Genomic DNA, 24,668 nt, shown 5'->3' on the forward strand with positions numbered 1-24,668 from the left:
AGCTTTCAGCGCAAGTCAGATTCCGCGCGCGATGATCACCCGCATGATCTCGTTCGTGCCTTCCAGGATGCGGTGCACGCGCAGGTCGCGCACCAGCTTCTCGATGCCGTAGTCGGCCAGATAGCCGTAGCCGCCCAGCAGCTGCAGCGCCTCGTCCGCCACGCGGTGGCAGTTGTCGGTGATGTGGCGCTTGGCCATGGCGCAGAAACGCGTCGCATCGGGCGCCTTGGCATCAAGCTTGGCGGCGGCCCGCCACAGGAAGGTGCGCGACACCTCCAGCTCCGTCGCCATGTCGGCCAGGCGGAACTGGGTGGCCTGGAAATCCGCGACCGTGCGCCCGAAGGCCCGGCGTTCCTTCACATAGGCCTGCGCGATGTCCAGCGCCCGCTGCGCGCCCCCCAGCGAGCAGGCCGCGATGTTCAGCCGCCCGCCATCCAGCCCCGCCATGGCATAGCGGAACCCATGGCCTTCCTCGCCCAGCAGGGCCTCGGCCGGCACCCGCGCGCCCTCGAAGATCACCTGCCGGGTGGGCTGGGCGTTCCAGCCCATCTTCTTCTCATTGGCGCCGAAGGACAGGCCCGGCGTGTCCTTCGGGATCAGCAGCGCCGACACCCCATTGGCCCCGGGCCCGCCCGTGCGCGCCATGGTCAGGTACAGGTCGCTGACGCCGGCGCCCGAGATGAACTGCTTGGTGCCGTCCAGCACGAAGCCCTGGTTGTCCCGCGCGGCGCGGGTGGACAGCGCCGCCGCGTCGCTGCCCGCGCCGGGCTCGGTCAGGGCATAGCTGGCGATGCGCTCCATCGTCAGCAGGGCGGGCAGCTGCTCGGCGCGCTGCGCGTCATTGCCGAAGCGGTCGATCATCCAGGCGACCATGTTGTGGATCGACAGGAAGGCCGAGATCGCCGGGCAGCCGGTCGCCAAGGCCTCGAAGATCACGGCGGCATCCAGCCGCGTCAGGCCGGAACCGCCCGATTCCTCGCGCACATAGATGCCGGCCATGCCCAGCGCCGCGGCCTCCCGCAGCACATCCACGGGCAAGTGGCGGGCCTCGTCCCAGGCCTGGGCGTTGGGGGCCAGGCGCGTGGCGGCGAAATCGAGCGCCATCTCGCGCACCGCGAGAGTGGTTTCGGGGAGTTCGAACATGGCGTTTCCTGTTTCCCGTCACTCTGCCGGGGCAGGGGCGGAAAGCGAAGCCCTCATGGAATCCATCCGGCGGCGTGCGGCGGCCAGGTTGCGGGCCTTGATGGGGCCATACCCCTTGATGCCGGCAGCGGCCTCGGCCCATTCGCAGATGGCCGTGTGGTGGGTGAGCAGCTTCGGCAGCAATTCCTCCAGCCCGGCCTCGAACCACGCGGCCAAGGCGCGTTCCTCGCGGCGCTCCCCGGTGCGGCCGAAGGGGTCCAGCGCGGTGCCGCGCAGGAACTTGCCGTGCCTGAGCCAGCCCATGGCACGCAGCATCCAGGGGCCGAAATCGCGCTTGCGCTCACCCAGCGCGGGCGGGGCCAGATGCATGTGGATGGCCTTCGTGCCCTGGAAATGCGCGGCCAGCTCCGCCTGCCAGGCGGGGTCCGCATGCAGGCGCGCGACCTCGTACTCGTCCTTGTAGGCGGTCAGGCGATAGAGCTGGCGGGCCACGGCTTCGGTCAGGCGGGTGCTGCCCAGCGGGCGCTCGGCGGCCGCCACGCGCGCCACCACCTCGCGGTAGTGGCGAGAGGTGCGGCGGTTCTGCCAGCCGGTCAGGTCATCGGCCAGCCGGTCGATCATCGCCTCCAGCGTCTCGGGCGCGGGTGCTTCCACGGGGGCCAGCGCGTCGCGCCGGCCGGCGGTGAAGGCGGCCTGGTTGCGGGCCACCTCGGCGCCGTTCAGCTCGAAGGCGCGCAGGATGGCGGCGGCGCCCAGCGGCACCAGCCCGCGCTGATAGGCCACACCCAGCAGATAGGCGTTCAGGAAGATCAGGTCGCCGAATTCATCCTCCACCACCTTGGCGGCGGGCAGCGTCACCAGCTCCTTCGCCGCGCTGCGCAGGGCTTCGCGCATCGCGGGGGCGTCCAGCCTGGTTTCGGGGTTCAGCACGAATTGCTGGGTGGGGGAGACGGCATCGCTGGCGATGACCACGCTGCGGTCCGTGCCCAGCATGGGGCGGGCGAACCGGCCATGCGCCACCACGATGTCGGCGGCCAGCATCAGGTCCGCCTGGCCCTGGCCGATGCGCGGGCCGGTCAGCGTCTCGGGTGCCGCGTCGGCCAGGCCGATGCGCAGCTGGCCGTAGACGCCGCCGCCCTTCTGGGCCAGGCCCAGCATGTCCACGCCCCGCACCGGGCGGCCTTCCAGATGCGCGGCCATGGCCAGGATCGCGGCCAGCGCCGTGATGCCCTGGCCGCCGACACCGGCCAGCAGCAGGTTCCAGGGTTCGGTCTGCGGCGGGCGCGCGGGTTCGGGCGGGGGCAGCAGGGCGGCGGGCAGGCCGGGCTTGCTGGGCTCGGCACCTTCCAGCGTCAGGAAGCTGGGGCAGAAGCCCTCGACGCAGGACATGTCCTGGTTGCAGGCGGATTGGTCGATGTGGCGCTTGCGGCCCCAGGGGGTCTCGACGGGCTCCACCGCGATGCAGTTGCTGGCGCGGGAACAGTCGCCGCAATCCTCACACACGCGCGGGTTGATGACGGCCCGGCGGGCCGCTGCCGGGGCGGTGCCGCGCTTGCGGTGGCGGCGGCGCTCCGTAGCGCATTCCTGGTCGTAGAGCAGCACCGTCACGCCCGGGATTTCCCGAAGCTCCTTCTGCACCGCGTCCAGATCGGCGCGGGCGTGGAAGGTGACGCCGGCGGGGATCAGCGGGTCGCCCTGGTGGCGCTCGGGGTCGTCACCCACCACGACCACGCGGGTGGCGCCCTCCGCCACCATCTGGGCCGCCAGGCGCGGCACGCCCACATCGGCGTCGGGCTGCTGGCCGCCGGTCATGGCGACCGCGCTGTTCACCAGGATCTTGTAGGTGACGTTGGCGCGGGCCGCGATCGCGGCGCGCACCGCCAGAGACCCCGAATGCGCATAGGTGCCGTCGCCCAGATTGGCGAACATGTGCGGCGTGCTGGTGAAGTGCCGCTGGCCCAGCCACGGCATGCCCTCGCCGCCCATCTGGGTATAGAAGGGCGTCTCCCGGTTCATGTTCGTCACCAGGAAGTGGCAACCGATGCCAGCCATGCCCTGGCTGCCCGCGGGCAGCCTGGTCGAGGTGTTGTGCGGACAGCCAGGGCAGAAATGCGGCGCGCGCATGTGCACCGGCACGGTGGCGGCAGCGGCCAGCGCGTCCAGCTCGGCCACGCGGCGGGCCATGTCCTCGGTCTGGATCGGCAGGCGGGCGGCCAGCGCCCGCAGCACGGCGGCGGCATCCAATTCGCCGTTTTCCGAGAGCAGCGGCGCGCCATCGCCGCCGCGCTTGCCGGTAATTCGGGGCGCGTTCGGCAGGCCGTACAGCGCCTCGCGCAGCATCGTCTCGGTGAAGGCTCGGCGGTCCTCGATGACCAGCACTTCCTCCATGCCGGCGGCGAATTCGCGCGCCAGGTCGGCATCGAAGGGCCAGGGCATGCCGAGCTTCAGCAGCCGCACCCCCGCATCGCGCAGCATGGCCGGCGTCAGCCCCGCATCCTGCAGCGCCTGGCGCAGCGTGTTCCACGCCTTTCCGCGCGCGACGATGCCGAAGCGCGGGTTGGGCGCATCGGCCATGATGCGGTTCAGCCCGTTGGCGCGGGCGAAGGCGAGGGCCGCCGGCAGGCGCAGACCCCGCAGCCGCGCCTCCGCGGCCTGGGCCGTGTCGCCCTGGCGGATATGGAAGTCGCCGGTCACGGGCGCGGTGGTGGCGAAGTGCTCAGGGTCCACGCGCAGGGTCATGGTGGCGTCCATCGTCTCCGCCACGCATTTCATGCCCACCCACAGGCCCGAGGCACGCGACAGCGCGATGCCCTTCACGCCGTATTCCAGCACCTCCGCGACATCGGCTGGGTCCAGGAAGGGCACTTCCAGGTCCAGCCAGGCGTATTCGCTGCTGTTGGTGACGGTGGAGGACTTCGCCGCCGGGTCGTCGCCCGACAGCGCCAGCACCCCGCCCAAGGGCGCCGTGCCATAGTTGTTGGCATGGCGGATCACGTCGCCGCTGCGGTCCAGTCCCGGGCCCTTGCCGTACCAGATGGCGAACACGCCCTGGTGCTTCGCCCCGGCCATCAGGTTCAGCTGCTGCGTGCCCCAACAGGCGGTGGCGGCCAGCTCCTCGTTCAGGCCGGGTTCGAACACCACATGCGCCTCGGCCAGGCGCGCGGTGTGGCGCGACAGCTCGCGGTCGTAATTGCCCAGGGGACTGCCGCGATAGCCGGTGATGTAGCCGCCCGTGTCCAGGCCCAACGCCTCATCCAACTGGCGCCGCAGCAGCGGCAGGCGCACCAGCGCCTGGGTGCCGGTCAGCAGCGTGTCCTCGTGCAGGCTGTTCCATTTGTGGTCCAGCGTGATGCGGTCGATGCGGCTCATTTGGACGGTATCCTTTGGGTGGAAGGATGCACCGCGAACTGTGCAAGAATATTCCGAAGACGTTTGTGCGCCGCCGAACAAACAGGAGGATCTGCCGCCATGGACCATATCGACCGGAAGATTCTTCGGGTGCTGCAATCCGAGGCCCGGATCAGCAACACCGATTTGGCGGAGCGCGTGGGCCTGTCGCCCAGCCCGTGCTGGTCACGCGTGAAGAAGCTGGAGGCAGAAGGGGTGATCCAGGGCTACACCGCCCTGATCGACCAGGAGAAGCTCGGCCTGCCCGACACCGTGCTGATCGAGATCATGTGCGAGAAGCACGATGAGGAGACGCTTCACCGCTTCGAGGCCGCGGTGAACGCGATGCCGGAAGTGATCTCAGCCTGGCTGGTGACGGGCGAGTACGACTATGTGCTGCAGGCCGCCGTGGGGGGCACGGCGGGGTATGAGAAACTGCTGCGGGAGAAGATCTACAAGCTGCCGGGTGTGCGGCACACCCGCACCATCTTCACGCTGAGGCGCCTCAAGCAGAGCCACTCCCCGGTGCCCTGAGGCTCTCCGCCGCGGCGCGCAAGGCATCCGGCAGGCGCGACGGCCGGCCGGTCGCGCGGTCCACATAGACATGCACGAAATGCCCCTCGGCGGCGGCCGTGTCGTTCCCGGGGGCGAACACCGCCAGCTCATACCGGATCGAGGAATTGCCCAGCGACGCCAGCCGCATGCCGACCTCGATCGGGTCCGGGTAGGCGATGGGTCGGTGATAGCGGCAGCCGGTTTCCACGACCAACCCGATCTCGGCGCTGGCCGTGATGTCCAGCAGCCCCTGCCGCACCAGCCAGGCATTCACCGCCGTGTCGAAGAAGCTGTAGTACTGCACGTTGTTGATGTGCCCGTAGGCGTCGTTGTCCGCCCATCGCGTGGTGATGGGGGTGAAGGCGGCATAGTCGGCGCGCGTGCCGGGTGGTGTTCTGGACATGTCTTTACTCCTGCCGCCAGCATGCCCAGAAAGCAGCCCATGCGCATCCCGGACCTGGACCTCGACCTGCTGCGCGGCTTCGTGGCCGTCGCCGAGCGTGGCGGCTTCACCGCCGCCGGCGCGGCGCTCGGCCTCACGCAATCCGCCGTCTCGCTGAAGATCCGCAAGCTGGAGGAACTGCTGGGCAAGCCGGTGTTCGAGCGGCTGACCCGCGGCGTGGCCCTGACGCGTGAGGGCGAGACGCTGATCGCCTATGCCCGCCGCATGCTGGCGCTGAACGACGAGGCGGTGCAGCGGATGATCGCGCCCCCTGTCTCCGGCACCTTGCGGCTGGGCGTGGCCGACCATTTCGTGCCGCGCAACCTGGCCCCGCTGCTGGCCGGCGCCGGCCGCCTGTGGCCCGAGCTGCACCTGATGGTCGAGGTCGGCCGCAGCCACGAGCTGCGCGCAGCGCAGGAGCGCGGCGAGCTGGACCTGGTGATCGGCAAGCGGCGCGACGGTGAGACCGCCGGCCGGCTGGTGTTCACCGAGGACATCGTCTGGGTCGCGGCACCCGGCTTTTCGGTGGACCCCGGCCGCCCCCTGCCGCTGGCCATGCTGCCGCAGGGCTGCATGTTCCGCGAACGCGCCATGGCCGCGCTGGCGCGCGACGGGCGCGGCTTCGACGTCACCTATACCTCCGCCAGCCTGCTGGCCGTGGCGGCGGCCGCCCAGGCGGGGCTGGGCGTGACGGTGTTGGGCCGGCATGGGCTGCTGCCGGGCCTGGAAGTGCTGTCGGGCCTGCCCGAGGCCGGCACCGCGCAGATGTGCGTCTTCGGCGACGAGACACGCCAATCGCCCCTGATCGAGCCGCTGATCGGCCTGCTGCGGGAAAGCGTGGAACTTCGTTAAGAAATCACCGCGTTGACGGGGCAGGGCCGGGGCCTCAGCCTTCGCTGCAAGTATTTCTCCGGAAACGCCCCATGCAGAACTCCGACGCCCGCATCGTCAGCCTGATCGGAACCGGGCATTTTCTCAGCCATTTCTATGTGTTGTGCCTGGCGCCGCTGTTCATCACCTGGCGCGGGGAATTCGAGGTCTCCTATGCCATGCTGGGGCTGTCGGTCGCGCTGATGTCCGGCACCACGGCGGTGCTGCAGACGCCGGTGGGCTTCCTGGTCGACAAATACGGCGCGCGGCCCTTCCTGGTGGGGGGCACGCTGCTGATGGCGCTGTCCATTTCCGCCATGGGGATGGTCACGGATTACTGGATGATCCTGGCGCTGGCCGTGCTGTCGGGCATCGGCAACAGCGTGATCCACCCGGCGGACTACGCGATCCTGGCGGGCTCCATCCGCAAGGAGTTCATGGGCCGCGCCTTCGCGCTGCATACCTTCACGGGCAACCTCGGCTTCGCGCTGGCGCCGCCCGTGATCGCGCTGCTGATGCCGTGGCTGGGCTGGCGCGGCACGCTGGTCACGGTGGGGCTGCTGGGCCTGCCGGTGGTGGCCGGCATCCTGTGGCAAAGCCGCATCCTGCATGACCAGGCCAAGCCGCGTGACGCCAAGCCCGCCGCGGCGCGGGAACTGCTGTTCAGCAAGCCGATCCTGCTGTTCTTCGGCTTCTTCCTGTTCTCCGCCATGGTGGGCGCCGGGCTGCAATCCTTCCTGATCACGGTGCTGGGGCAGCTGTGGGGCACGCCCGTTGAAATCGCGAGCTTCGCGCTGACCGGCTACATGATGGGTGCGACCGGCGGCACGCTGATCGGCGGCTGGGTGACGGACAAGACCAAGTCCAACCTGTTGCTGTTCGTGCTGGGGCTGACGCTGTTCTGCATGGTGGCGCTGCTGTCGCTGGGCCTGGTGCCCATGCCCTATGCCGCCATGCCCTTCGTCGCGTTGGCGGCGGGCCTGGCCATGGGCGCCAGCCGCACCCCGCGCGACGTGATGCTGAAGGATGCCTGCCCGCCCGGCGAGATCGGCAAGGTGTTCGGCTTCGTCAGCTCCGGCCTGCCGCTGGGGGGCGCCATCACCCCGGTGCCGCTGGGGCTGCTGATCGACTTCGGCCTGCCCTGGCTGGTGCTGCCGGTGATCGCGGGGTTCCTGGCGATGTCGCTGTTCTGCGCCGGGTCGGCGCGGGGGGCGAGCAGGCAGGCGATGGTGGCGGCGGAGTAGGCGCCGACAACCATCGCCCTGTCGGACCTAGCGTATGATGTAACCGATGTCAGCGTCCTGGTCCGTTCCGGGCAGTGCATCCCAGATCGCTGCCTGGGCGAGGAAGCCGAAGATCGCCGACATGACCAGGCTGGCCGTCGATATCGGGGTGGATCCGGCCGTGATCCCGTTGCCGTGCCAGATCTCGGCGATCCGGATCAGTTCCTTTAGGAATTCCCCATAGTGGCCGCGAAGCTGATGGCGCAGCGCTTCATTGCGTTGTGCTTCAGCCCATCCCAGGACGGCCATGCGCCGCAGATCGATCGGACCGCGGTCCGAGATCCTGTTCACGCTGTCCTGGATCTGCCGCAGGAAATCCCGCGGCGGGGGCGGATCGCGGCCAAGGATCGGTAGAATTTCCTCCCGCAGCTCCAGCATCGAGGCTTCGGCGGCGGCCAGAATGAGTTCCTCCTTGCTCTTGAAATAGCCATAGACCGCACCGGCGGAGAGTGCCGATGCCTTGACGATGTCACCCATGCTTGTCGCGTGGAATCCCTGGGCCTGAAAGCACAGGCGGGCAGCCAGCAGGACATGGGCTCTGCGCTCGGAGCGGCGTCTGTCGGTCAGTCTGGGCAACTGGGATGCTCCAAAAAGAATGAACGTTCTTTACCGTTCGATGCGGGGCATATATAAAACGATCATTCGTTTTATGAAAAGGGAGTGATCAGGATGATCACGGTAACGCCCATTCGCACCGGCTCGGTCCGCGTGAAGACGGCACAGCAGGCCGGCCGTGACGGACGGAGCGGCATCGGGCGCAAGATAGACATCTTCCGTGACCCAGACTGGTCGGAGCCGTTGCCCATCTTCTGCTTTCTCGTCGAGCATCCCGAGGGGCGCTTTCTCATCGACACCGGCGATACATGGCGCAATTCGGTGCCGGGCTATCTGCCCCGCTGGAACCCATTCTTCACCAAAGAGGTAGTGGTCAAGGTCGCGCCTCACGAGGAGGTGGGAGCGCAGCTGCTGGCAATGAACCTCGACCCGTCTCGCGACATCGCAGCCGTCATTCTCACGCATATGCACCACGATCACGCCGGGGGCCTCGACCACTTTCCCCATACGCGCATCATGGTGACCAGGGAGAACTATGAATTCTCGCGCGGCCTGCGCGGCAAGATCGGCGGTTGCCTGCCGCAGCGCTGGCCGATCTGGTTCCGGCCTGAGTTGGTGACGCTGGGCGGTCCCGCCATCGGTCCCTTCGTGTCGTCGCATCCCATCACATCGGATGGCCGGGTCGCACTCGTGCCGACGCCCGGCCATGTCAACGGGCATGTGTCCGTCCTGATACGCCAGGAGGAGCTGTCTATCTTCATCGCCGCGGATGCGACTTACGCCGAGAGCATCCTCCGCGCGGGCAAGGCCGATGGCGTAACCTTCGACCCGGAAACTGCCAAGGACACCCTGCGCCGGATTACCGAATACGCATCGTCGACGCCGACGATCATCCTGCCTTCGCATGATCCGGATGGACCGGCCCGCCTTGCTGCGTGCCGGACCTTTATCTGAACAGGCGCGCCGCCTTCATCAGTTCACCCGCAGATTGAACTGCCTGACCATCTGCTCATACCGCGCATATTCCGCGTTGTGGAAGGCGGTGAAATCCGCGCGATTCCGGTACTCGATGGGCATGTTCAGCCGGCCCAGCCCGTCGACCACCGCCCGGCTCTGCACCATGCGAGCGCAGGCCGCGTCCAGCCGGTCCAGGATGGGCTCCGGCGTGCCGGCCGGGGCGTAGAAGCCCGACCAGATGGAGAAGGACAGGTCATAGCCCAGTTCCCGCATCGTGGGGGTGTTGGGGAATTCGGCCATACGGCGTTCCGCATACACCGCGATCGGGTGGTAGTTGTACTGCTGGATCAGCGAGGCCTGGTCGGTGAACAGCTGGATCTGCCCCGCCGCCAGCGCCTGCACCACATCGCCCGACCCGCGGAACGGGATGTGGTTGAACTCCACGCCGGTCAGGCGCTCCAGCGAGATGGAGCTGATATGCGGCGTGCTGCCCGGGCCGGTATTGGCCAGGGCGAAGGCGCCGCGTTCGGCGCGGGCGCGGGCCAGCACATCATTCAGGGTGCGGATGCCGCTTTCCTGCGTGGTCAGCATGATGATCGGCGCGTTCACCACCTGGCAGACCGGCGCGAAATCCGCGTTGCGGAAGGGCGCGCCGCGGGTATGAGGCGTCAGCACCAGCGATCCGCCCGGCGTCATCAGGATGGTGTTGCCGTCGCGGGCTGCGCGGGTCATTTCCATCGCGCCCACCGTGCCGTTCGCACCGGACGTGTTCTTGATGACCATGGTGGTGCCGAGGGCGGCGGCGAATTCCGGCTGGATGATGCGCGCCATCAGGTCGGTGGACCCGCCGGCGGAGAAGTTGACGATCATCGTCACGGCATTTTGCGCATGCGTTTGCGCGCTGTGGGCAAGAATAGACAGGCCGCAGGCGGCCGCGAGCAATGCGCGTTTCATGGTGGGTGTTCCCTGGAGCGTTCCTGCCGCCAGGAAGCCCCTACCGACCGGTCGTGTCAATCGGGGCGCGCGCCGCGCAGGGCTGCGCGGCGCGTCGCTTTCAGCCCTGCGGCGGGTCCAGGAACACCAGGAGCTGCTGGATCCGGCCGTCGCGGGTCAGGATCACGTCCTGGCCGGTGACGCGCGGGGCCTCGCCCGGCGGGCCGTAGGCCCAGGCAAGCAGCCCTGCCTCGCCCACTACCCGGGGCGTATCCCGTTCGCGGAACACCCATCCCGGAAACCGGGCCTGGAGCTCCGTGACGGCCTGGTCCAGCGCGGCGTGGCCCATGCGCGCCGCGTCATGGTCCAGGAACCGCGCATCCTCGGTGAACAGCGCGGCGATGGCGGCCCGCCGGCGCGGGGCGTCGGCTTCGCCGAACACCTCGTGCAGGTTGCGCGTCAGCAGGCTGGCGATCGGGGTGCCCATGTCAGACCTGCGCCAGGCCGCCATCGGCGAACAGCTCGGCGCCCGCGACGAAGCTGCTCTCGGCCGAGGCGAGGAACAGCACGGCGGCCGCGATCTCCTCCGCCTCACCCACCCGCCCCAGCGGCACCTGGCTGGCCATATAGTCCAGCAGCCCCTGCTGCTGCGCCTTGTCGTCGCCCGCCAGTTCGACCAGCCCCGCCGTGCGGATGGGGCCCGGGCTGATGACGTTCACCCGGATGCCGCGCGCCTTCAGGTCCAGCGTCCAGCTGCGGGCCAGATTGCGCACCGCCGCCTTGGAGGCGCTGTAGAGACTGAAAGCTGCCGTGCCGACCGTACCCGCCGTGGAGCCGGTGAGGATGATGGAGGCGCCGTCCACCAGCAGCGGCAGGGCCTTCTGCACGGTGAAGATCACGGCCTTCACGTTGCGGCCGAAGGTGTCCTCGTACTGTTCCTCGGTGATGGCGCCGAGCGGCAGCATGGTGCCGCCGCCGGCATTGGCGAACAGCACGTCGATGCGCCCGGCCTCTGCCTTCACGCGCTCATACAGGCGGTTCAGGTCTTCGGAGCGGGTGGAGTCGGCCTGGATGCCGGTGGCGTTGGGGCCGATGGAGGCCACCGCCGCGTCCAGCTCCGCCTGGCGGCGGCCGGTGACGAAGACGCGCGCGCCTTCGGCCGCGAAGCGCCGGGCGGTGGCCAGGCCGATGCCGCTGGTGCCGCCGGTGACCACTGCGACCTTGCCTTCAAGTTTGCGAACCATGGGAAAAATCTCCGTTCAATGTCGATGGGCGGAGAATGTGGTCAGGCCGGTGATTTCAAAATAGAAAGGATGGAAATCCATCGTTGCAGGAATGTCGATGTTGGGACTGCCGGATTTCGAGGCGCTGGCCATGGTCGCGCGGGTGGCGGACGAACGCTCCTATGCCGGGGCGGCCCGCAGCCTGGGCGTGTCCGTCGCCACCGTGTCCCGCGCGGTGGCGCGGCTGGAGGAGAAGCTGGGCGGGCGGCTGTTCAACCGCAGCTCACGCAGGCTCGCCCTGACGGATCTGGGCCGGGGCGTGGCGGAGCGCGCGGCCCGCGTGTTGTGGGAGGCGGAGGAGGCCGAGAGCAGCGCGCGGGAACTGGCCAGCCGCCCGCGCGGCACCGTGCGCCTGGCGGTGCCCATGTCCTTCGGGCTGCGCTGGGTGGCGCCGCTGCTGCCCGACTTCTTCCGCGCCTATCCGGATATCAACATCGACCTGCATCTGAGCGACGCCAGCGTGGACCTGATCGGAGAGGGCTTCGACGCCGCGCTGCGCATCGCTGTGCTGGAGGAATCCTCGCTGGTGGCGCGGCGTCTGTGCCCGATGCGGCGCATGATCGTGGCCGCGCCGGCCTATCTGGCGCGCTATGGCCGGCCGCAGCATCCCGGTGAACTCACGGCCCATCATGGGCTGGGCTATGCCTATCGGGCGCGCGGCGATGTGTGGCGCTTCACAGGCCCGGCGGGCGAGACGGTGGCCATCGCGCCGTCAGGCCCGCTGCGGGTCACGAATGTGGACGCGCTGCTGCCGACGCTGCTGGAGGGCATGGGCCTGGCGGAGCTGCCGGAATTCATCGCGGCCGAGCATCTGGCGGCCGGCCGGCTTGAGGTGGTGCTGCCGGAATGGAGCATCACGCCGGGGGGGCTGTATTTCGTCACGCCCACCGCGCGCAACCGCCCCGCCAAGGTGCAGGCGCTGGCGGATTTCCTGGCCGCGCGCCTGTCCAACCCGGGTGGCCGCAGGCCCTAGGCCGCCAGCGCCGCCTTGCCGCGGATCATGTCCGACGCCTTTTCCGCGATCATCAGCGTGGTCGCCATGGTGTTGGCGCTGGTCATGGTCGGCATGATGGAGGCATCGACCACGCGGATGCCGTCCAGCCCATGGATGCGCAGGTTGTCGTCCACTACGGCCATCGGGTCGGTCGCCGGGCCCATCTTGGCGGACCCGATCAGGTGATAGGTGGTGGTGCCGTTCTGGCGCGCGAAATCCAGCAGCTCATCGTCGGTCCGCACCTGGGGGCCGGGCAGGATCTCGCCTTCCAGGAAGCGCGACATCTGCGGCGTGTTCAGCAGCTTGCGCATCTGCTTCAGCCCGGCCAGGTGCACCTGGCGGTCGGTGTCCACGGACAGGTAGTTGGGCTGCAGCTCCGGGTCTTCCCACACGCTGGCGCTGCGGGCGCGCACATAGCCGCTGGATTCCGGCCGGTGCTGCCAGGTGCCGGCCGAGACGCCGGGATAATCGTCCAGGATATAGGTCTTGCCGGGCTTGTAGCTGCCGGGCGTCAGAACGCCCTGGATGTCGGGCTGGTCCAGCCCCTCGAAGCTTTTGAGGAACAGGTGAACATGGCTGACGGCAGTGGCCAGGATGGAGGGCTTGCCCGCCGCCCATTTCGCCAGCTCCAGCCCCAGCCGCCAGCCCTTGGCCAGCTCGTTCAGCGTGATCACGCCGGGCTTGGCGCGCATCACGAAGCGCGAGGCATAGTGGTCGCGGAAGTTCTCGCCGACGCCGGGCATGACATGCACCGGCGCCACGCCCAGCTTCTCCAGCAGCCAGGCCGGGCCGATGCCCGAGACCTGCAGCAGCCGCGCCGTGTTGGGCGTCCCGCAGGACAGGATGACCTCACGGTTCGCGCGGATCTCGATGGGGTCGGCACCCTGCTGCGTCTGATAGCGCACGCCGACGCAACGCTTGCCCTCGAACACCAGCTGGCTGGCGCGGGCGTTGACGCGCACCTCGGTGTTGGGGCGCTTCATGGCGGGCGCCAGGCGCGACCGCGCGGCGGAGCGCCGGCGGTTGCCCGCGATGATGCGCTGGAAGTAGCCCACGCCGTACTGGTCGCCGTTGTTGTAGTCCTTCGTGCGCGGCAGGCCGGAGGCGAGGCAGCCCTCGATGAAGGCCTCCGAGATCGGGTGGAACCAGTCCATGTCCGTCACGGGCATCCCGCCCTCGTTCTTGCCGCGCGTGTCGTCGGAGACACCGACGCGCTTCTCGCTGCGCTTGTAGTAGGGCAGGCAGTCGGCATAGCCCCAGTTGCGGTTGCCGCGCTGCGCCCAGCCGTTCAGGTCATCGGGCTGGCCGCGGTTGTAGATCATGCCGTTGATGGAGGTGCCGCCGCCCATCACCTTGCCCTGGATGGTGGGGATGCGGCGGCCGCCGGTCATCTCCGTGGGCTCGGTGCTGAACTGCCAGGACACGGCGGGGTTGCTCAGGGTCTTGGTGAAGCCGGCGGGGATGTGGATCCAGGGGTTGGTGTCCTTCGGCCCGGCCTCCAGCACGCAGACGCTGGCGGTGCCGTCCTCGCTCAGGCGGTCCGCCAGCACGGAACCCGCCGCGCCGGAGCCGATGATGATGTAGTCGAAGGTGTCGGCCATCTGCGCGCTTCCCCTGGTGCTTCCCGCTGCCGGTAATCTTGCAGGAAGCCAGGGGTTCGGGAAGCTAGCTGCCGAACATCCCCGGCGTGACGGGCTGAAGATAGTAGGTGCCCACAGGGACCGGCCCGGCGGGACGCGGCGCCGCGCCCAGGCTGTTGCGCTCCCGCTCCTGGTTCTCGACCTCGGCCGCGCAGTCGCTGCGGGAACGGCCCGTGCGCGGGCAGATGAAGCGGCTGGCGGCGATGCGCTCATTCATCACGCGGCGCAGCAGGGCGGTGTCGTCCGTGGCACCCGCCCCGGCCAGGCGCGGGTCGGGCTGCAACGTCAGCGAGACTTCCTCCGGATAGCGGCCCATCGCACCGGTCGAGGCATCGACGGCCAGCCCGACCAGCCCGCCCACCAGCACATTGCCGATGATCATCGGGTTGATGCCCGAGGGCACGGTCGTCGTGCCCTGGCCATAGGCCTGGTGATTGCAGCGCAGCGTCATGTCCCGCATGGAGCGGGGCACGCGCACCATGCTGGGGGTGCTGGCGATACCGCCCACGACCTCACCCCTTCGTTCCAGCGCGCAGGTCGCCCCGGGCGGTTCCGTCGCGACGGAGATGTTGGACGTGCCACTGACGATGGTGGCGCAGGCCGGCAGCATCGTGGCCAGCAGGAACAGCGGCGCCAGGCGGCGCAGGACTGATGCGATGCGCAAAATCTCTCCGGTCGCGCGGTGGCGCGTCATTCATGAGGGGCGGCAGATATTGCCCATGACCACGATTCGTTTGTGAGGAGAGCAGAAACTATATTTGAGACGCTTTCAATGATGCCGAGGATGATTTTTCAATCGTTACGGATCGCCTTCAAACCGCCGCTTTCACGGGGCGAACTGGCTGTGCGATCCGGCGCAACCATCCGGAAACAGGGAACGTTGTCACGACAGGCCCCGCCCCCCCCCGGGGGCATCCAAACGGGGCATCCAAACGATGAGGTACAAGATGGAACGCCGTCGCCTGTTCTTCCTGGGTCTTGCCGGCACAGCCGCCATGGCCACCGCCGCCCTGAGCAGCGCGGAGGCCGCCCCCCGGACCCCGTCGCCGGCCCTGCCCGCGGGCCCGGCCGAGCCGCAGGAACTGCTGCCCGAGAACGCGGTGCTGCAGAACGAGATGGCCGAGGAAGGCGATATCGAGCTGGCGCAGTACTACGGCGGCCCGCCGCGCCGCCGCGGCCCGCGCTGCTGGGTGCAGACGCGCCAGGTGCGCTTCCGTGACCGCTGGGGCCACTGGCGCGTGCGCACCGTGCAGCGCCGGGTCTGCCGCTAAGGCCGCAGCCCCATCGCATCCAGCCCGGCGATCAGCCCGGCCAGAGTCAGCACCGACAGCGCGGTGCTGACCAGGATGAACACCGAGGTGCCGCGCACATCCGCGCGGTAGTTGCCGGCCAGCATGAAGGCGCCGGTGCCTGTCGGCAGGGCGGCGCACAGCACCGCCACGCCGGTGGCGAACAGGTTCTGCCCGAAGGCGCCCCAGGCCAGCAGCCCCACCAGCGTCGGATGGCCGAACAGCTTGATGGCGATGGCACCCAGCGGCAGACCGGCCGCGGGTGCGCGGTCGGCCCGCCCCTGTTCCGCGAAGAACAGCCCCATCGCCACCAGCGCGCAGGGGCTGGCGGCGGCCGCCAGCATGTGCAGGGTCGAGGATATGGCCGCCGGCAGGGGCACGCCCAGCGCCGCCCACAGCCCGCCCGCCAGCGGCGACAGCACCATCGGGCTGCGCATGACGGATGCCATGACCCGGCCGGCCAGCTTCAGCGGATGCGCGGCCTTCTGGCGCCCCACCTCCATCATGATGATGCCCAGCGCGAACAGCAGCCCGACCGTGATGATCGCGGTCATGGACACCAGGCCCAGGCTCTCGCGCCCGAACACGTTGCCCGCCAGCGGGAACCCCATGTAGCCCACATTGGCATAGCAGGCGTTCAGCCCCAGCAGGGAGGCATCGGTCAGGCTCTGCCCCCGCCGGCGGCCCCAGACCGCGACCGCCAGCATCACTAGGCAACTGCCCAGCGCATAGGCCGCGACGAAGCCCGGCCGCCACAGGCGCGCCCAATCGGCCTCCGCGATCACCAGGAACATCAGCGCCGGCAGGCCCAGCCAGATGACGAAGCGGTTCAGCTCGGCGCTCGCGGCCGGGCCCATCCAGTTCAGCCGCCCGGCCATGAAGCCCGCGCCCATCAGCGCGAAGATCGGAAATACGGCGAGAAAGGCCGTCAGCATGTGTGTTGCCCTGGCAAGGTGGCTGCCGGCCTGGGCAGCATGGAAGTGATGTTCTTTTTTGTAAAAAAGAACCAAAAAACTTTTTTCACTTGTGGTTGCTTCAAATTCAGAAAGTCTTTTTGCTTCTTTTTCTTCAGAAAAAGAAGATTCTGGTCTGACACTACCCTCGCTTGTGACACGCCACCATATGCCCGCCGGCAGTTTCACGCAGCGGCGGCGCCACCTCCCGGCACAGCCCCTGGTCCGCGATCGGGCAGCGGGTGTGGAAATGGCAGCCGCTGGGCGGGTTCAGCGGGCTCGGCAGCTCACCTTTCAGCCGGATGCGCTGGCGCTTCATCGTGGGGTCCGGGATGGGCACGGCCGAGAGCAGCGCCTCGGTATAGGGGTGCAGCGGGTTGGTATACAGCTCCCGCGCGCTCGCGATCTCCACGATCCGGCCCAGATACATCACCGCCACCCGGTCGCTGATGTGCTCCACCACCGACAGGTCATGGGCGATGAACAGGAAGGTGAGGCCGAACTTATCCTGCAGATCCTCCAGCAGGTTCACCACCTGCGCCTGGATCGAGACATCCAGCGCCGAGACCGGCTCGTCGCAGATCACCAGCTTGGGGGAAACGGCCAGCGCGCGGGCGATGCCGATGCGCTGCCGCTGCCCGCCCGAGAACTCATGCGGGAAGCGCCGCATGTGATCCGCGTTCAGCCCCACGGTTTCCAGCAGCTCCACCACCCGTTCCTCGCGCTCACGCGCGGTCTTGGCCAGGCCATGGATGATCAGCGCCTCCGCGATGATGGCGGCCACCGTCATGCGCGGGTTCAAGGAGGCGAAGGGGTCCTGGAAGATGATCTGCATGTCGCGCCGCAGCGCGATCATCTGCTGTTCGGTGTAGCCGGTGATGTCCTGCCCCTCGAACGCGACCTTGCCGGAGGTGGGCTCGATCAGCCGGAGGATCAGCCGGCCGGTGGTGGACTTCCCGCAGCCGGATTCCCCCACCAGACCCAGCGTCTCGCCGGGCGCGAGGTCGAAGGACACGCCCGAGACCGCGTGCACCTCGGCCACCGTGCGGCGCAGGATGCCGCCCTTCACCGCGAAGCGCTTCACCAGGTTCTCGACCTGCAACAGGGGGGCGCTGCTCATGCGGCGAGGCTTTCGGCGTGGTGGCAGGCGACCTTGTGGCCGGGGTCGATCTCCCGCAGCGGGGGCTCGGTGGCCACGCATTCCGGGGTGGCGTGGCGGCAGCGCGCGGCGAAGCGGCAGCCCACCGGCGGGTGCAGCAGGGAAGGCACGCTGCCCGGTATCGCCTCCAGCCGCTGATGGCTGGTGGCCGCGAGGTCCAGGCGCGGGATGGAGCGGATGAGGCCCTGGGTATAGGGGTGCCGGGGCCGTGCGAACAACGGCCCGACCGGCGCTTCCTCCACCACCTTGCCGGCATACATCACGATCACCCGCTGGGCGTTTTCCGCCACCACCCCCATCGCGTGGGTGATGAGCAGCACCGCCATGCCGAGGCGCTCCTTCATCTCCTCCAGCAGATCCAGGATCTGGGCCTGGATGGTCACGTCCAGCGCCGTGGTGGGCTCGTCCGCGATCACCAGCTTCGGGTTGCAGGACAGCGCCATGGCGATCATCACCCGCTGCCGCATGCCGCCCGAGAACTGGTGCGGATAGTCATGCACCCGCTTGGTGGGGTTCGGGATGTTAACCAGCGACAGCATCTCGGCCGCGCGGTCCATGGCGGCGCGGCGGGAAAGGCCCTCATGCTCGCGCACCGTCTCCGCGATCTGGTCGCCCACGGTATAGACCGGGTTCAGGCTGGTCATCGGCTCCTGGAAGATGAAGCCGATCTCCTTGGCGCGGATGCCGCGCATCTGGGCGGGGGCCAGCGGCACCAGGTCGCGCCCCTGCCACATGATGGAACCGTCCACGATCCTGCCCGGGGGCATGTCGATCAGCTTCAGCACCGTCTTGGCCGTGACCGTCTTGCCGCAGCCGGACTCGCCCACGATGCAGACCGTCTCGCCCCGGTCCACGCCGATATCCACGCCGTCCACGGCGCGCACCCAGCCGTCATCGGTGCGGAAATGCACCTTGAGGCCGCTGATCTCGAGCAGCCGGGTCACAGCACGCGCCTCGGGTCCAGGGCGTCGCGCAGGCCGTCGCCCACGAAGTTGATGGACACGACCGTCAGGAAGATCGCGATGCCGGGGGCCAGCGCCCAATGCGGGGCGAAGTCCAGATTGTCCTTCGCATCGAACAGCAGGCGGCCCCAGGTGGGGATGTCGGGCGGGAAGCCCAGGCCGAGGAAGGACAGGGTGCTCTCCGCGATGATGGCGGCCGCGATGTCGATGGTGGCGGCGACGATGACCGGCCCCAGCGCATTGGGCAGGATGTGGCGCAGCACGAGGCGCCGGCGTGAAGCCCCGAGCGCGCGGGCGGCCTCGACGAATTCCTTCTCCCGCAGGGACAGGAACTGGGCGCGCACCAGGCGCGCCACCGGCATCCAGTTGAACGCTCCGATCACCGAGACGACCAGGATGAACACGCCGAGCTCGGTGCCCACGACCTCCGTCAGGCTGGCGCGGAACAGATAGATGATGAGCAGCAGCAGCGGCAGCTGCGGCAGGGACAGGAACAGGTCCGTCAGCCACATCAGCCCCGCATCGGTGCGCCCGCCCGCCATGCCGGCGGTGCTGCCGACCAGGATGCCGAGGCCGACGGCCACCAGCATGGCCGTGAAGCCCACCGCCAGCGAGATACGCCCGCCATAGAGCACCCGCGCCAGCAGGTCCTGGCCCAGGTCGTCGGTGCCCAGCGGGTGCGCCAGGGTCGGCCCCTGCAGCGTCGCCGCGAAGTCGATCTCGTCGATCGGCAGGGTCCAGAACAGGGGCCCCAGCAGCACGCCGAGGATCAGCAGCAGCAGCACCGCGGCGCTGACCACCGCCAGCCGGTGCTTGCGGAACCGCCGCCACGCTTCCTTCCACGGCCCGACATGCGGGCGGCGAACGGGTTCAGCGGAAGCTGATGCGGGGATCGAGCCAGCCATACAGAATATCCGCCACGAGATTGAAGAAGACGACCAGGCAGGCGAACACGAAGGTCACGCCCATGATCACGGGGGTATCATTGGCCAGGATGGCGGTGATCAGCAGCGACCCCACCCCGGGCACGCGGAAGATCTGTTCCGTCACGATGGCGCCGCCGAACACGGCGGGCATCTGGAGCGCGACCAGCGTGACCACCGGGATCATCGCGTTGCGCACCACATGCTTCAGCGTGACGCTTCCCTCGGAAATGCCCTTGGCGCGCGCCGTGGTCACATGATCCAGCCGGATCACGTCCAGCACGGCGGAGCGCACGTAGCGGGTCCAGGCCGCGCCCTGAAACAGGCCCAGCACCATGATGGGCATGATCGACTGCCGCGCCATTTCCCACCACCAGCGCCAGCCCGTGGCGTCAATGCTGGTGCGGAACACGAAGGGCAGCCAGCCGAGGTGGATCGAGAACAGGAGGATCATCAGCAGCCCCGTGAAGAAGGTGGGCAGCGAGAAACCGATGAAGGCCAGCGTGTTCGCGATCTGGTCGAACAGGGAATAGGGCCGGGTGGCGGCGAACACCCCCACCGGCAGCGCGATGCAGAGTGCGACGATCTGCGAGGTGCCGATCACCGCGATGGTGGTCGGCAGGCGCTGCAGGATCAGCTGGTCCACCGGAATGCGGCTGACGAAGGAGAAACCCCATTCGCCATGCAGCATGGAGGTGAGCCACGCGAAGTAGCGCAGGTGCACCGGGTCATCCATGCCGAGGCTCGCGCGCAGATGGGCGCGCACATCGGGCGGGATGGCGGGGTTGGTCGCCAGCTCCTCGAACGGGTCGCCCGGGGCCAGGGCGAGGATGGTGAACAGGATCACGCTGATCCCGAGCAGGCTCGGGATCGCGATCAGCAGGCGGCGGGTGAGGTACTGGAGCACGCTGCGCTCAGGTCGTGCGGTACCAGTCGCCCAGCAGCCAGATCGTGCCGTCCCAGGCGCTGAGCACCGGGTTCAGGTTGTTCAGGCTGGCACTGACGGTGGGCCGCTTCACCAGCGGGATGATGTAGTTGCTGTTCACCACCATGTCGTTCATGCGGATGAACAGGCTGGCGCGTTTCACCGGGTCCAGCTCACCCTGGGCCTGGCGGAACAGCGCGTCGTATTCCTCGCTGCGGAAGCGCACGATGTTGCGCCCCTGCCAGTTGTTCGCCTTGGTCGAGCATTCCCACGAGGTGTACTGGTTCATGAACCGCTCGGGGTCGGCCTGCGGCATGGTGGTCGTGTACATCTGCATGTCGGCGAACAGCTTCACATAGGTGTCGGGGTTCGCGACATCCGAGGAGAAGAACACCGAGGCCGTGACGGACTTCAGCTCCAGGTCGATGCCGGCGCGCTGGGCGGCCTGCTTGTAGATGGCCTGGGTGCGCTGGCGCGGCGCGTTGACCGAGGTCTGGAACACGAATTTCAGCCGCACATTGTCCTTGGCGCGGATGCCGTCGCGCCCGCGCGCCCAGCCGGCGCGGTCCAGGATCTCATTTGCCTTCTGGATGCTGAACTCCCAGCGCGTGTTGGGCGAGACGAAGCGCGGGGGGTTGTTCAGGAAATTGGCGGTGGCGGGGCCGCCGCGGCCATAGATGTGCTGCTCCAGCGCGCCGCGGTCGATCAGCAGGGCCATGGCCTGGCGCACGGCCGGGTCGCGGAAGGCCGGGTGCTCGGTCTTGATCGAGGAACGCTCGCCGTCCACCTCCCGGTTCGGGTCGGTGGTGTTGAGCTGCACGAACTCGATGCTGCCGCCATCGACGATGTTCACGCGGCCCTTGCCGGCTTCCTCCAGGCGCTTGAGGATCGCGTCCTCCACCTGCAGCGACCAGGCATAGTCATAGTCGCCGGTCTGCAGCACCGCGCGCGCCGCCGAGGCCGCGTCACCGCCGCCCTTGATCTCCAGCGTGTCGAAATAGGGCCGGTTCTCCCGGTGGTAGTTCGGGTTCAGCTCCGCGCGCAGATTGTCGCCCGGCGCGAAGGAGACGAACTTGTAGGCGCCGGTGCCCACCGGGCGCAGGTTGGTGGGGGCGTCGCGCGCATTGGCGCCCACGAAATCCTTGAACAGATGCTTCGGGATCATCTGCCCGGCGGCAGCCACGAAGGCATCGGCCCAGAAGGGCGAGGGCTGGGCGAATTCCACCCGCACCGTGTAGTCGTCCACCTTCACGACATTCACGTCGCGGTAGGAGCCGGAGGTGACGGCGGCGGTGGCCGGGTTCTTCGCGTATTCCCAGTTGAACACGACGTCGTCGGCGGAGAACTCCACCCCGTCATGCCACTTCACGCCGCGCTTCAGCTTCCAGGTGATGGTGCGGCCGTCTGCCGAGATGCCGCCATTGTCGGTGGAAGGGATCTCGGCCGCCAGGATCGGGAACAGCGTGCCGTCGGTGGCCCAGCCGGCCAGGGGTTCATAGAACACGCGGCTGGCGTCGTTGTTGGTGGTGCCGGACCCGAAATGCGGGTTCAGCAGGGTGGCGGCCTGCCAATACAGGATCTTCAGCGCGCCGCCGCCGCCGCGGCGAGAGGGCGCATAGGCGGGAACCGAGCCGGACTGGGCGGCGGCGGGTGCTGCGCCCGTGATGGCCAGCAGCTGCGTCGCCATGGGGGCGGTGATGCCCAGGGCCGCCATGCGCTTCACGAAACCCCGTCGCGAGAGCGTGCCCCGCTGCACGCGGCCGATCATCTGCCGCAGGTCGTCTTCCATCATGCCAACTCTCCCAGCGCGTGGCCGCAGCCCGCTTCGGGCAGGAACGCTACAGGAGGCTTCGCGCGGAAAACCACACCAAATTGCGAGGAGGTTGCTGCCTTTTCACGGATCGCGCCCGCATGGAGGGCAAATGCCGATGGAATGGCGCCAGGAGGTGCGCCGGGCGAAATCGCCCCGTCCGATCAGGTCCTGGACGGGGATGGCGCCCCTGCGCCCGTCCGCACCACGCGGGCCGTGACCGCCAGCATCACCAGCATCGCCACCCACCAGCCCTGCCACACGCCATAGCTGAGGCAGCCCACCGCGAAGGCCGCGCAGAAGGCCCCGAACCGGCCGGGATTGTCGGCCGCGCGCAGCAGCAGCGCCAGCATGGCTGCCGTCAGCAGCGCGCCCACGGCCCCCAGCTCCAGCCAGATCTGGATGATGAAGTTGTGGGTATGCAGCGGCAGGCGCTGGGCCCGCACATCGGCGAACCAGGTGGCCTGAGGCTGCAGGTGGAACTTCGCCAACTGCTCGGCGGAGACCTGAAGCTCGCCGCCCGGAATGGCCCGGGCCGATTCCATGCCCCAGCCCAGGATGGGGCTTTCCATGATGCGCTGGATGGCGAAATCCCAGATCAGCACCCGATGGGCGGCGCTGCCCTGCATCCAGTTCACGTCCGGCCCGGTGGCCAGCACCGCCCCCAATGCCCAGGGAAGCAGCAGCACCAGCGCCACGACCAGCGGCACCGCCACCCGCAGCAGGCGCGGCCCCAGCAGCGCGAAGGCGATGCTGCCGGCCAGCCCCGCCAGCACGCCGATCTTGGCGGCCTGGGCGGACATGCTGAACACCGTGGCCAGCACGATCAGCGCCAGCGCGACCTTGCGCCGCAACCCCGGCTGCACGAAGGCCGCCAGCGGCAGCAGCACCGCCAGCACGGAGGCCGAGGGCTTCAGGCCGAAGCCCAGCGTCACGTCCCAATGCTGCAGGCCGCGCACGAAGGCACGCAGCGTGTGGAAGCTCGTCTGGTCCGCGAAGGTCAGGATGGCGCCCGCCACCAGGCCCAGCGTCAGCCAGCGGAGCACGGGGCGGGGGGTGTCGGCCCCGGTGCCGAGCGCGGCTGCGGCCAACCCGCCCAGCAGCACCAGCGCGCCGATCCGCGCGCCCTCGAAGGCGCTGCGGCCCGGGTCCACGGCCCATAGCGCGCTCAACAGCCCCCAGCCGCACAGCGCGAGCCCCGCCCAGGCCGCGGCCGGCAGGCGAAGGCCCCGCCCGGCCACCAGCCCACCCAGCGCCATGGCCAGCAGCGCGGCCGTGCCCAGCGGCGCGATGCCGCGGAACTGGAACACCGCCAGCACCGGGGCGATGGCCAGGAAGCAGGCCAGGGAAAGGGTGGGGCTCAGGAATCTGCTCATGAGAGTGCTCACCTGGGCCGCTTGGCATGCCCCGGTTGGACGGGCAAGCGGCACTTGCGGGGGCAGCACTGCGCCGCACGCACCGGTATGGCCCTTGAGCCCGCGCCCACATGGGGCTAGCTACGCCCGCTAGCCCCGTCCTTTTCACCTCAGGCCCCGGGCCGGAAGGGTTTTCGCATGCTGTCTCGCCTGTTCGGCTTCCTCTCGGCCGACATGGCCATCGATCTCGGCACGGCAAACACGCTGGTCTATGTGAAGGGCCGCGGCATCGTGCTCAACGAGCCTTCGGTGGTTGCCATCTCCGACAATCGCGGCCGCAAGCAGGTGCTGGCGGTGGGCGAGGAAGCCAAGATGATGCTGGGCCGTACCCCCGGCAACATCGCGGCCATCCGCCCGATGCGCGACGGCGTGATCGCCGACTTCGAGGTGGCGGAGGAGATGATCAAGCACTTCATCCGCAAGGTGCATAACCGCCGCGGCTTCGCCTCGCCCATGATCATCGTCTGCGTGCCCTCCGGCTCCACCGCCGTCGAGCGCCGCGCGATCCAGGAAAGCGCCGAGAGCGCCGGCGCCCGCAAGGTGCTGCTGATCGAGGAACCGATGGCGGCCGCCATCGGCGCGGGCCTGCCCGTGACGGAGCCCTCCGGCTCCATGGTGGTGGACATCGGCGGCGGCACGACCGAGGTGGCCGTGATCTCGCTCGGCGGCATCGTCTATGCGCGCTCCGTGCGCGTGGGCGGCGACAAGATGGACGAGGCGGTGATCAGCTACATCCGCCGCACCCATAACCTGCTGATCGGTGAGAGCAGCGCCGAGCGCATCAAGATGGAGATCGGCGCGGCGGCCCCCCCGGACGACGACAGCGACGGCATCCTGACCGAGGTGAAGGGCCGTGACCTGATGAACGGCGTCCCGCGTGAGGTGGTGGTCAGCCAGCGTGAGATCGCGATCGCGCTGAATGAGCCCGTGACCCAGATCGTCGAGGCCGTGAAGGTCGCGCTGGAGAACACGCCGCCCGAGCTCGCGGCCGATATCGTGGACAAGGGCATCGTGCTGACCGGCGGCGGCGCCCTGCTGCACCGGCTGGACGAAGTGCTGCGCGATGCGACAGGCCTGCCTGTCGTGGTGGCGGAAGAGCCGCTGAACTGCGTGGCCCTGGGCACCGGTCGTGCGCTCGAGGAGCTGAAACGGCTTCGACAGGTGCTGTCCTCCATGTATTAATGGGGGCC

Annotated in this window: 23 protein-coding genes; 7 read left to right on the top strand and 16 right to left on the bottom strand. The window is 68.7% G+C overall.

Annotated elements, in window-relative coordinates; translation table 11 throughout:
• Nucleotides 1–15 precede the first annotated feature (15 nt).
• Both EOD42_RS10630 and EOD42_RS10635 read right to left on the bottom strand, forming a co-directional pair.
• On the bottom strand, nt 16–1,143 hold the full coding sequence (locus tag EOD42_RS10630) for an acyl-CoA dehydrogenase family protein (protein ID WP_127787500.1): 1,128 nt from the start codon (nt 1,141–1,143) through the stop codon (nt 16–18).
• An 18-nt stretch (nt 1,144–1,161) separates the two neighbouring features.
• Nucleotides 1,162–4,512 (bottom strand): indolepyruvate ferredoxin oxidoreductase family protein, encoded by a 3,351-nt coding sequence (locus EOD42_RS10635; RefSeq protein ID WP_164867875.1) that lies wholly within the window; start codon nt 4,510–4,512, stop codon nt 1,162–1,164.
• A gap of 99 nt (nt 4,513–4,611) precedes the next feature.
• On the opposite strand from EOD42_RS10635, the gene EOD42_RS10640 reads away from it, so the two are divergent.
• Entirely contained in the window at nt 4,612–5,064 is a 453-nt protein-coding gene (locus EOD42_RS10640; protein WP_127787502.1) for an Lrp/AsnC family transcriptional regulator, read from the top strand.
• Here EOD42_RS10640 and EOD42_RS10645 read toward each other — a convergent pair.
• Nucleotides 5,036–5,488 carry an acyl-CoA thioesterase gene (locus tag EOD42_RS10645; RefSeq protein WP_127787503.1) on the bottom strand — a complete coding sequence of 151 codons (453 nt, stop codon included), beginning with the start codon at nt 5,486–5,488 and terminating at the stop codon, nt 5,036–5,038. The two genes, EOD42_RS10640 and EOD42_RS10645, sit on opposite strands and share 29 nt — an antisense overlap.
• A 39-nt stretch (nt 5,489–5,527) precedes the next feature.
• Here EOD42_RS10645 and EOD42_RS10650 point away from each other — a divergent pair, with 39 nt between their 5' ends.
• A complete protein-coding gene (locus tag EOD42_RS10650) occupies nt 5,528–6,379 on the top strand; it encodes a LysR family transcriptional regulator (RefSeq protein WP_127787504.1) in 852 nt (283 codons plus the stop codon).
• A 71-nt stretch (nt 6,380–6,450) separates the two neighbouring features.
• The gene (locus EOD42_RS10655) at nt 6,451–7,641 is read left to right on the top strand and encodes an MFS transporter (protein WP_127787505.1); all 1,191 of its coding nucleotides are present in this window, start codon (nt 6,451–6,453) and stop codon (nt 7,639–7,641) included.
• Nucleotides 7,642–7,668: 27 nt separating this feature from the next.
• On the opposite strand, the gene EOD42_RS10660 is transcribed toward EOD42_RS10655, so the two are convergent.
• The gene (locus EOD42_RS10660) at nt 7,669–8,256 is read right to left on the bottom strand and encodes a TetR/AcrR family transcriptional regulator (RefSeq protein ID WP_164867876.1); all 588 of its coding nucleotides are present in this window, start codon (nt 8,254–8,256) and stop codon (nt 7,669–7,671) included.
• Between the two features lie 93 nt (nt 8,257–8,349).
• Between EOD42_RS10660 and EOD42_RS10665 the strand changes: the two genes are divergently transcribed.
• Nucleotides 8,350–9,189, top strand: coding sequence for an N-acyl homoserine lactonase family protein (locus tag EOD42_RS10665; protein WP_127787789.1), 840 nt, complete (start codon nt 8,350–8,352; stop codon nt 9,187–9,189).
• Nucleotides 9,190–9,207: 18 nt separating this feature from the next.
• Here the strand turns inward: EOD42_RS10665 and EOD42_RS10670 are convergent, their stop codons facing one another.
• The 3 genes from EOD42_RS10670 to EOD42_RS10680 all read right to left on the bottom strand — a co-directional run bounded on the left by EOD42_RS10670 (nt 9,208) and on the right by EOD42_RS10680 (nt 11,369).
• Nucleotides 9,208–10,062 (bottom strand): tripartite tricarboxylate transporter substrate binding protein, encoded by an 855-nt coding sequence (locus tag EOD42_RS10670; protein ID WP_240655137.1) that lies wholly within the window; start codon nt 10,060–10,062, stop codon nt 9,208–9,210.
• Nucleotides 10,063–10,246: 184 nt separating this feature from the next.
• A complete protein-coding gene (locus EOD42_RS10675) occupies nt 10,247–10,612 on the bottom strand; it encodes a nuclear transport factor 2 family protein (RefSeq protein WP_127787508.1) in 366 nt (121 codons plus the stop codon).
• Between the two features lies 1 nt (nt 10,613).
• A complete protein-coding gene (locus tag EOD42_RS10680) occupies nt 10,614–11,369 on the bottom strand; it encodes an SDR family NAD(P)-dependent oxidoreductase (protein WP_127787509.1) in 756 nt (251 codons plus the stop codon).
• 91 nt (nt 11,370–11,460) lie between these two features.
• On the opposite strand from EOD42_RS10680, the gene EOD42_RS10685 reads away from it, so the two are divergent.
• A complete protein-coding gene (locus EOD42_RS10685) occupies nt 11,461–12,381 on the top strand; it encodes a LysR family transcriptional regulator (RefSeq protein WP_240655112.1) in 921 nt (306 codons plus the stop codon).
• Here EOD42_RS10685 and EOD42_RS10690 read toward each other — a convergent pair.
• The gene (locus EOD42_RS10690) at nt 12,378–14,003 is read right to left on the bottom strand and encodes a GMC family oxidoreductase (RefSeq protein WP_127787510.1); all 1,626 of its coding nucleotides are present in this window, start codon (nt 14,001–14,003) and stop codon (nt 12,378–12,380) included. The genes EOD42_RS10685 and EOD42_RS10690 overlap by 4 nt on opposite strands.
• 64 nt (nt 14,004–14,067) lie before the next feature.
• On the bottom strand, nt 14,068–14,736 hold the full coding sequence (locus EOD42_RS10695; protein ID WP_127787511.1) for a hypothetical protein: 669 nt from the start codon (nt 14,734–14,736) through the stop codon (nt 14,068–14,070).
• A gap of 253 nt (nt 14,737–14,989) precedes the next feature.
• On the opposite strand from EOD42_RS10695, the gene EOD42_RS10700 reads away from it, so the two are divergent.
• Nucleotides 14,990–15,313 carry a hypothetical protein gene (locus tag EOD42_RS10700; protein WP_127787512.1) on the top strand — a complete coding sequence of 108 codons (324 nt, stop codon included), beginning with the start codon at nt 14,990–14,992 and terminating at the stop codon, nt 15,311–15,313.
• Here the strand turns inward: EOD42_RS10700 and EOD42_RS10705 are convergent.
• From EOD42_RS10705 to EOD42_RS10735, 7 genes are all read right to left on the bottom strand, one after another.
• A complete protein-coding gene (locus tag EOD42_RS10705; RefSeq protein ID WP_127787513.1) occupies nt 15,310–16,266 on the bottom strand; it encodes an AEC family transporter in 957 nt (318 codons plus the stop codon). The two genes, EOD42_RS10700 and EOD42_RS10705, sit on opposite strands and share 4 nt — an antisense overlap.
• Before the next feature lie 160 nt (nt 16,267–16,426).
• On the bottom strand, nt 16,427–17,404 hold the full coding sequence (locus tag EOD42_RS10710) for an ABC transporter ATP-binding protein (RefSeq protein WP_127787514.1): 978 nt from the start codon (nt 17,402–17,404) through the stop codon (nt 16,427–16,429).
• The gene (locus EOD42_RS10715) at nt 17,401–18,387 is read right to left on the bottom strand and encodes an ABC transporter ATP-binding protein (RefSeq protein WP_127787515.1); all 987 of its coding nucleotides are present in this window, start codon (nt 18,385–18,387) and stop codon (nt 17,401–17,403) included. The genes EOD42_RS10710 and EOD42_RS10715 overlap by 4 nt, the downstream gene beginning before the upstream one ends.
• Entirely contained in the window at nt 18,384–19,310 is a 927-nt protein-coding gene (locus EOD42_RS10720) for an ABC transporter permease (RefSeq protein WP_127787516.1), read from the bottom strand. Before EOD42_RS10720 ends, EOD42_RS10715 begins: the two co-directional genes overlap by 4 nt.
• On the bottom strand, nt 19,276–20,235 hold the full coding sequence (locus EOD42_RS10725; RefSeq protein WP_127787517.1) for an ABC transporter permease: 960 nt from the start codon (nt 20,233–20,235) through the stop codon (nt 19,276–19,278). The genes EOD42_RS10720 and EOD42_RS10725 overlap by 35 nt, the downstream gene beginning before the upstream one ends.
• Nucleotides 20,236–20,242: 7 nt before the next feature.
• Nucleotides 20,243–22,045, bottom strand: coding sequence for a peptide ABC transporter substrate-binding protein (locus tag EOD42_RS10730; protein ID WP_127787518.1), 1,803 nt, complete (start codon nt 22,043–22,045; stop codon nt 20,243–20,245).
• A gap of 182 nt (nt 22,046–22,227) precedes the next feature.
• Entirely contained in the window at nt 22,228–23,439 is a 1,212-nt protein-coding gene (locus tag EOD42_RS10735; RefSeq protein ID WP_127787519.1) for an O-antigen ligase family protein, read from the bottom strand.
• A 177-nt stretch (nt 23,440–23,616) separates the two neighbouring features.
• On the opposite strand from EOD42_RS10735, the gene EOD42_RS10740 reads away from it, so the two are divergent.
• Nucleotides 23,617–24,660 (top strand): rod shape-determining protein, encoded by a 1,044-nt coding sequence (locus EOD42_RS10740; protein ID WP_127787520.1) that lies wholly within the window; start codon nt 23,617–23,619, stop codon nt 24,658–24,660.
• Nucleotides 24,661–24,668: the final 8 nt, after the last annotated feature.

This window comes from Rhodovarius crocodyli (assembly GCF_004005855.1).
Lineage (GTDB): Bacteria > Pseudomonadota > Alphaproteobacteria > Acetobacterales > Acetobacteraceae > Rhodovarius > Rhodovarius crocodyli.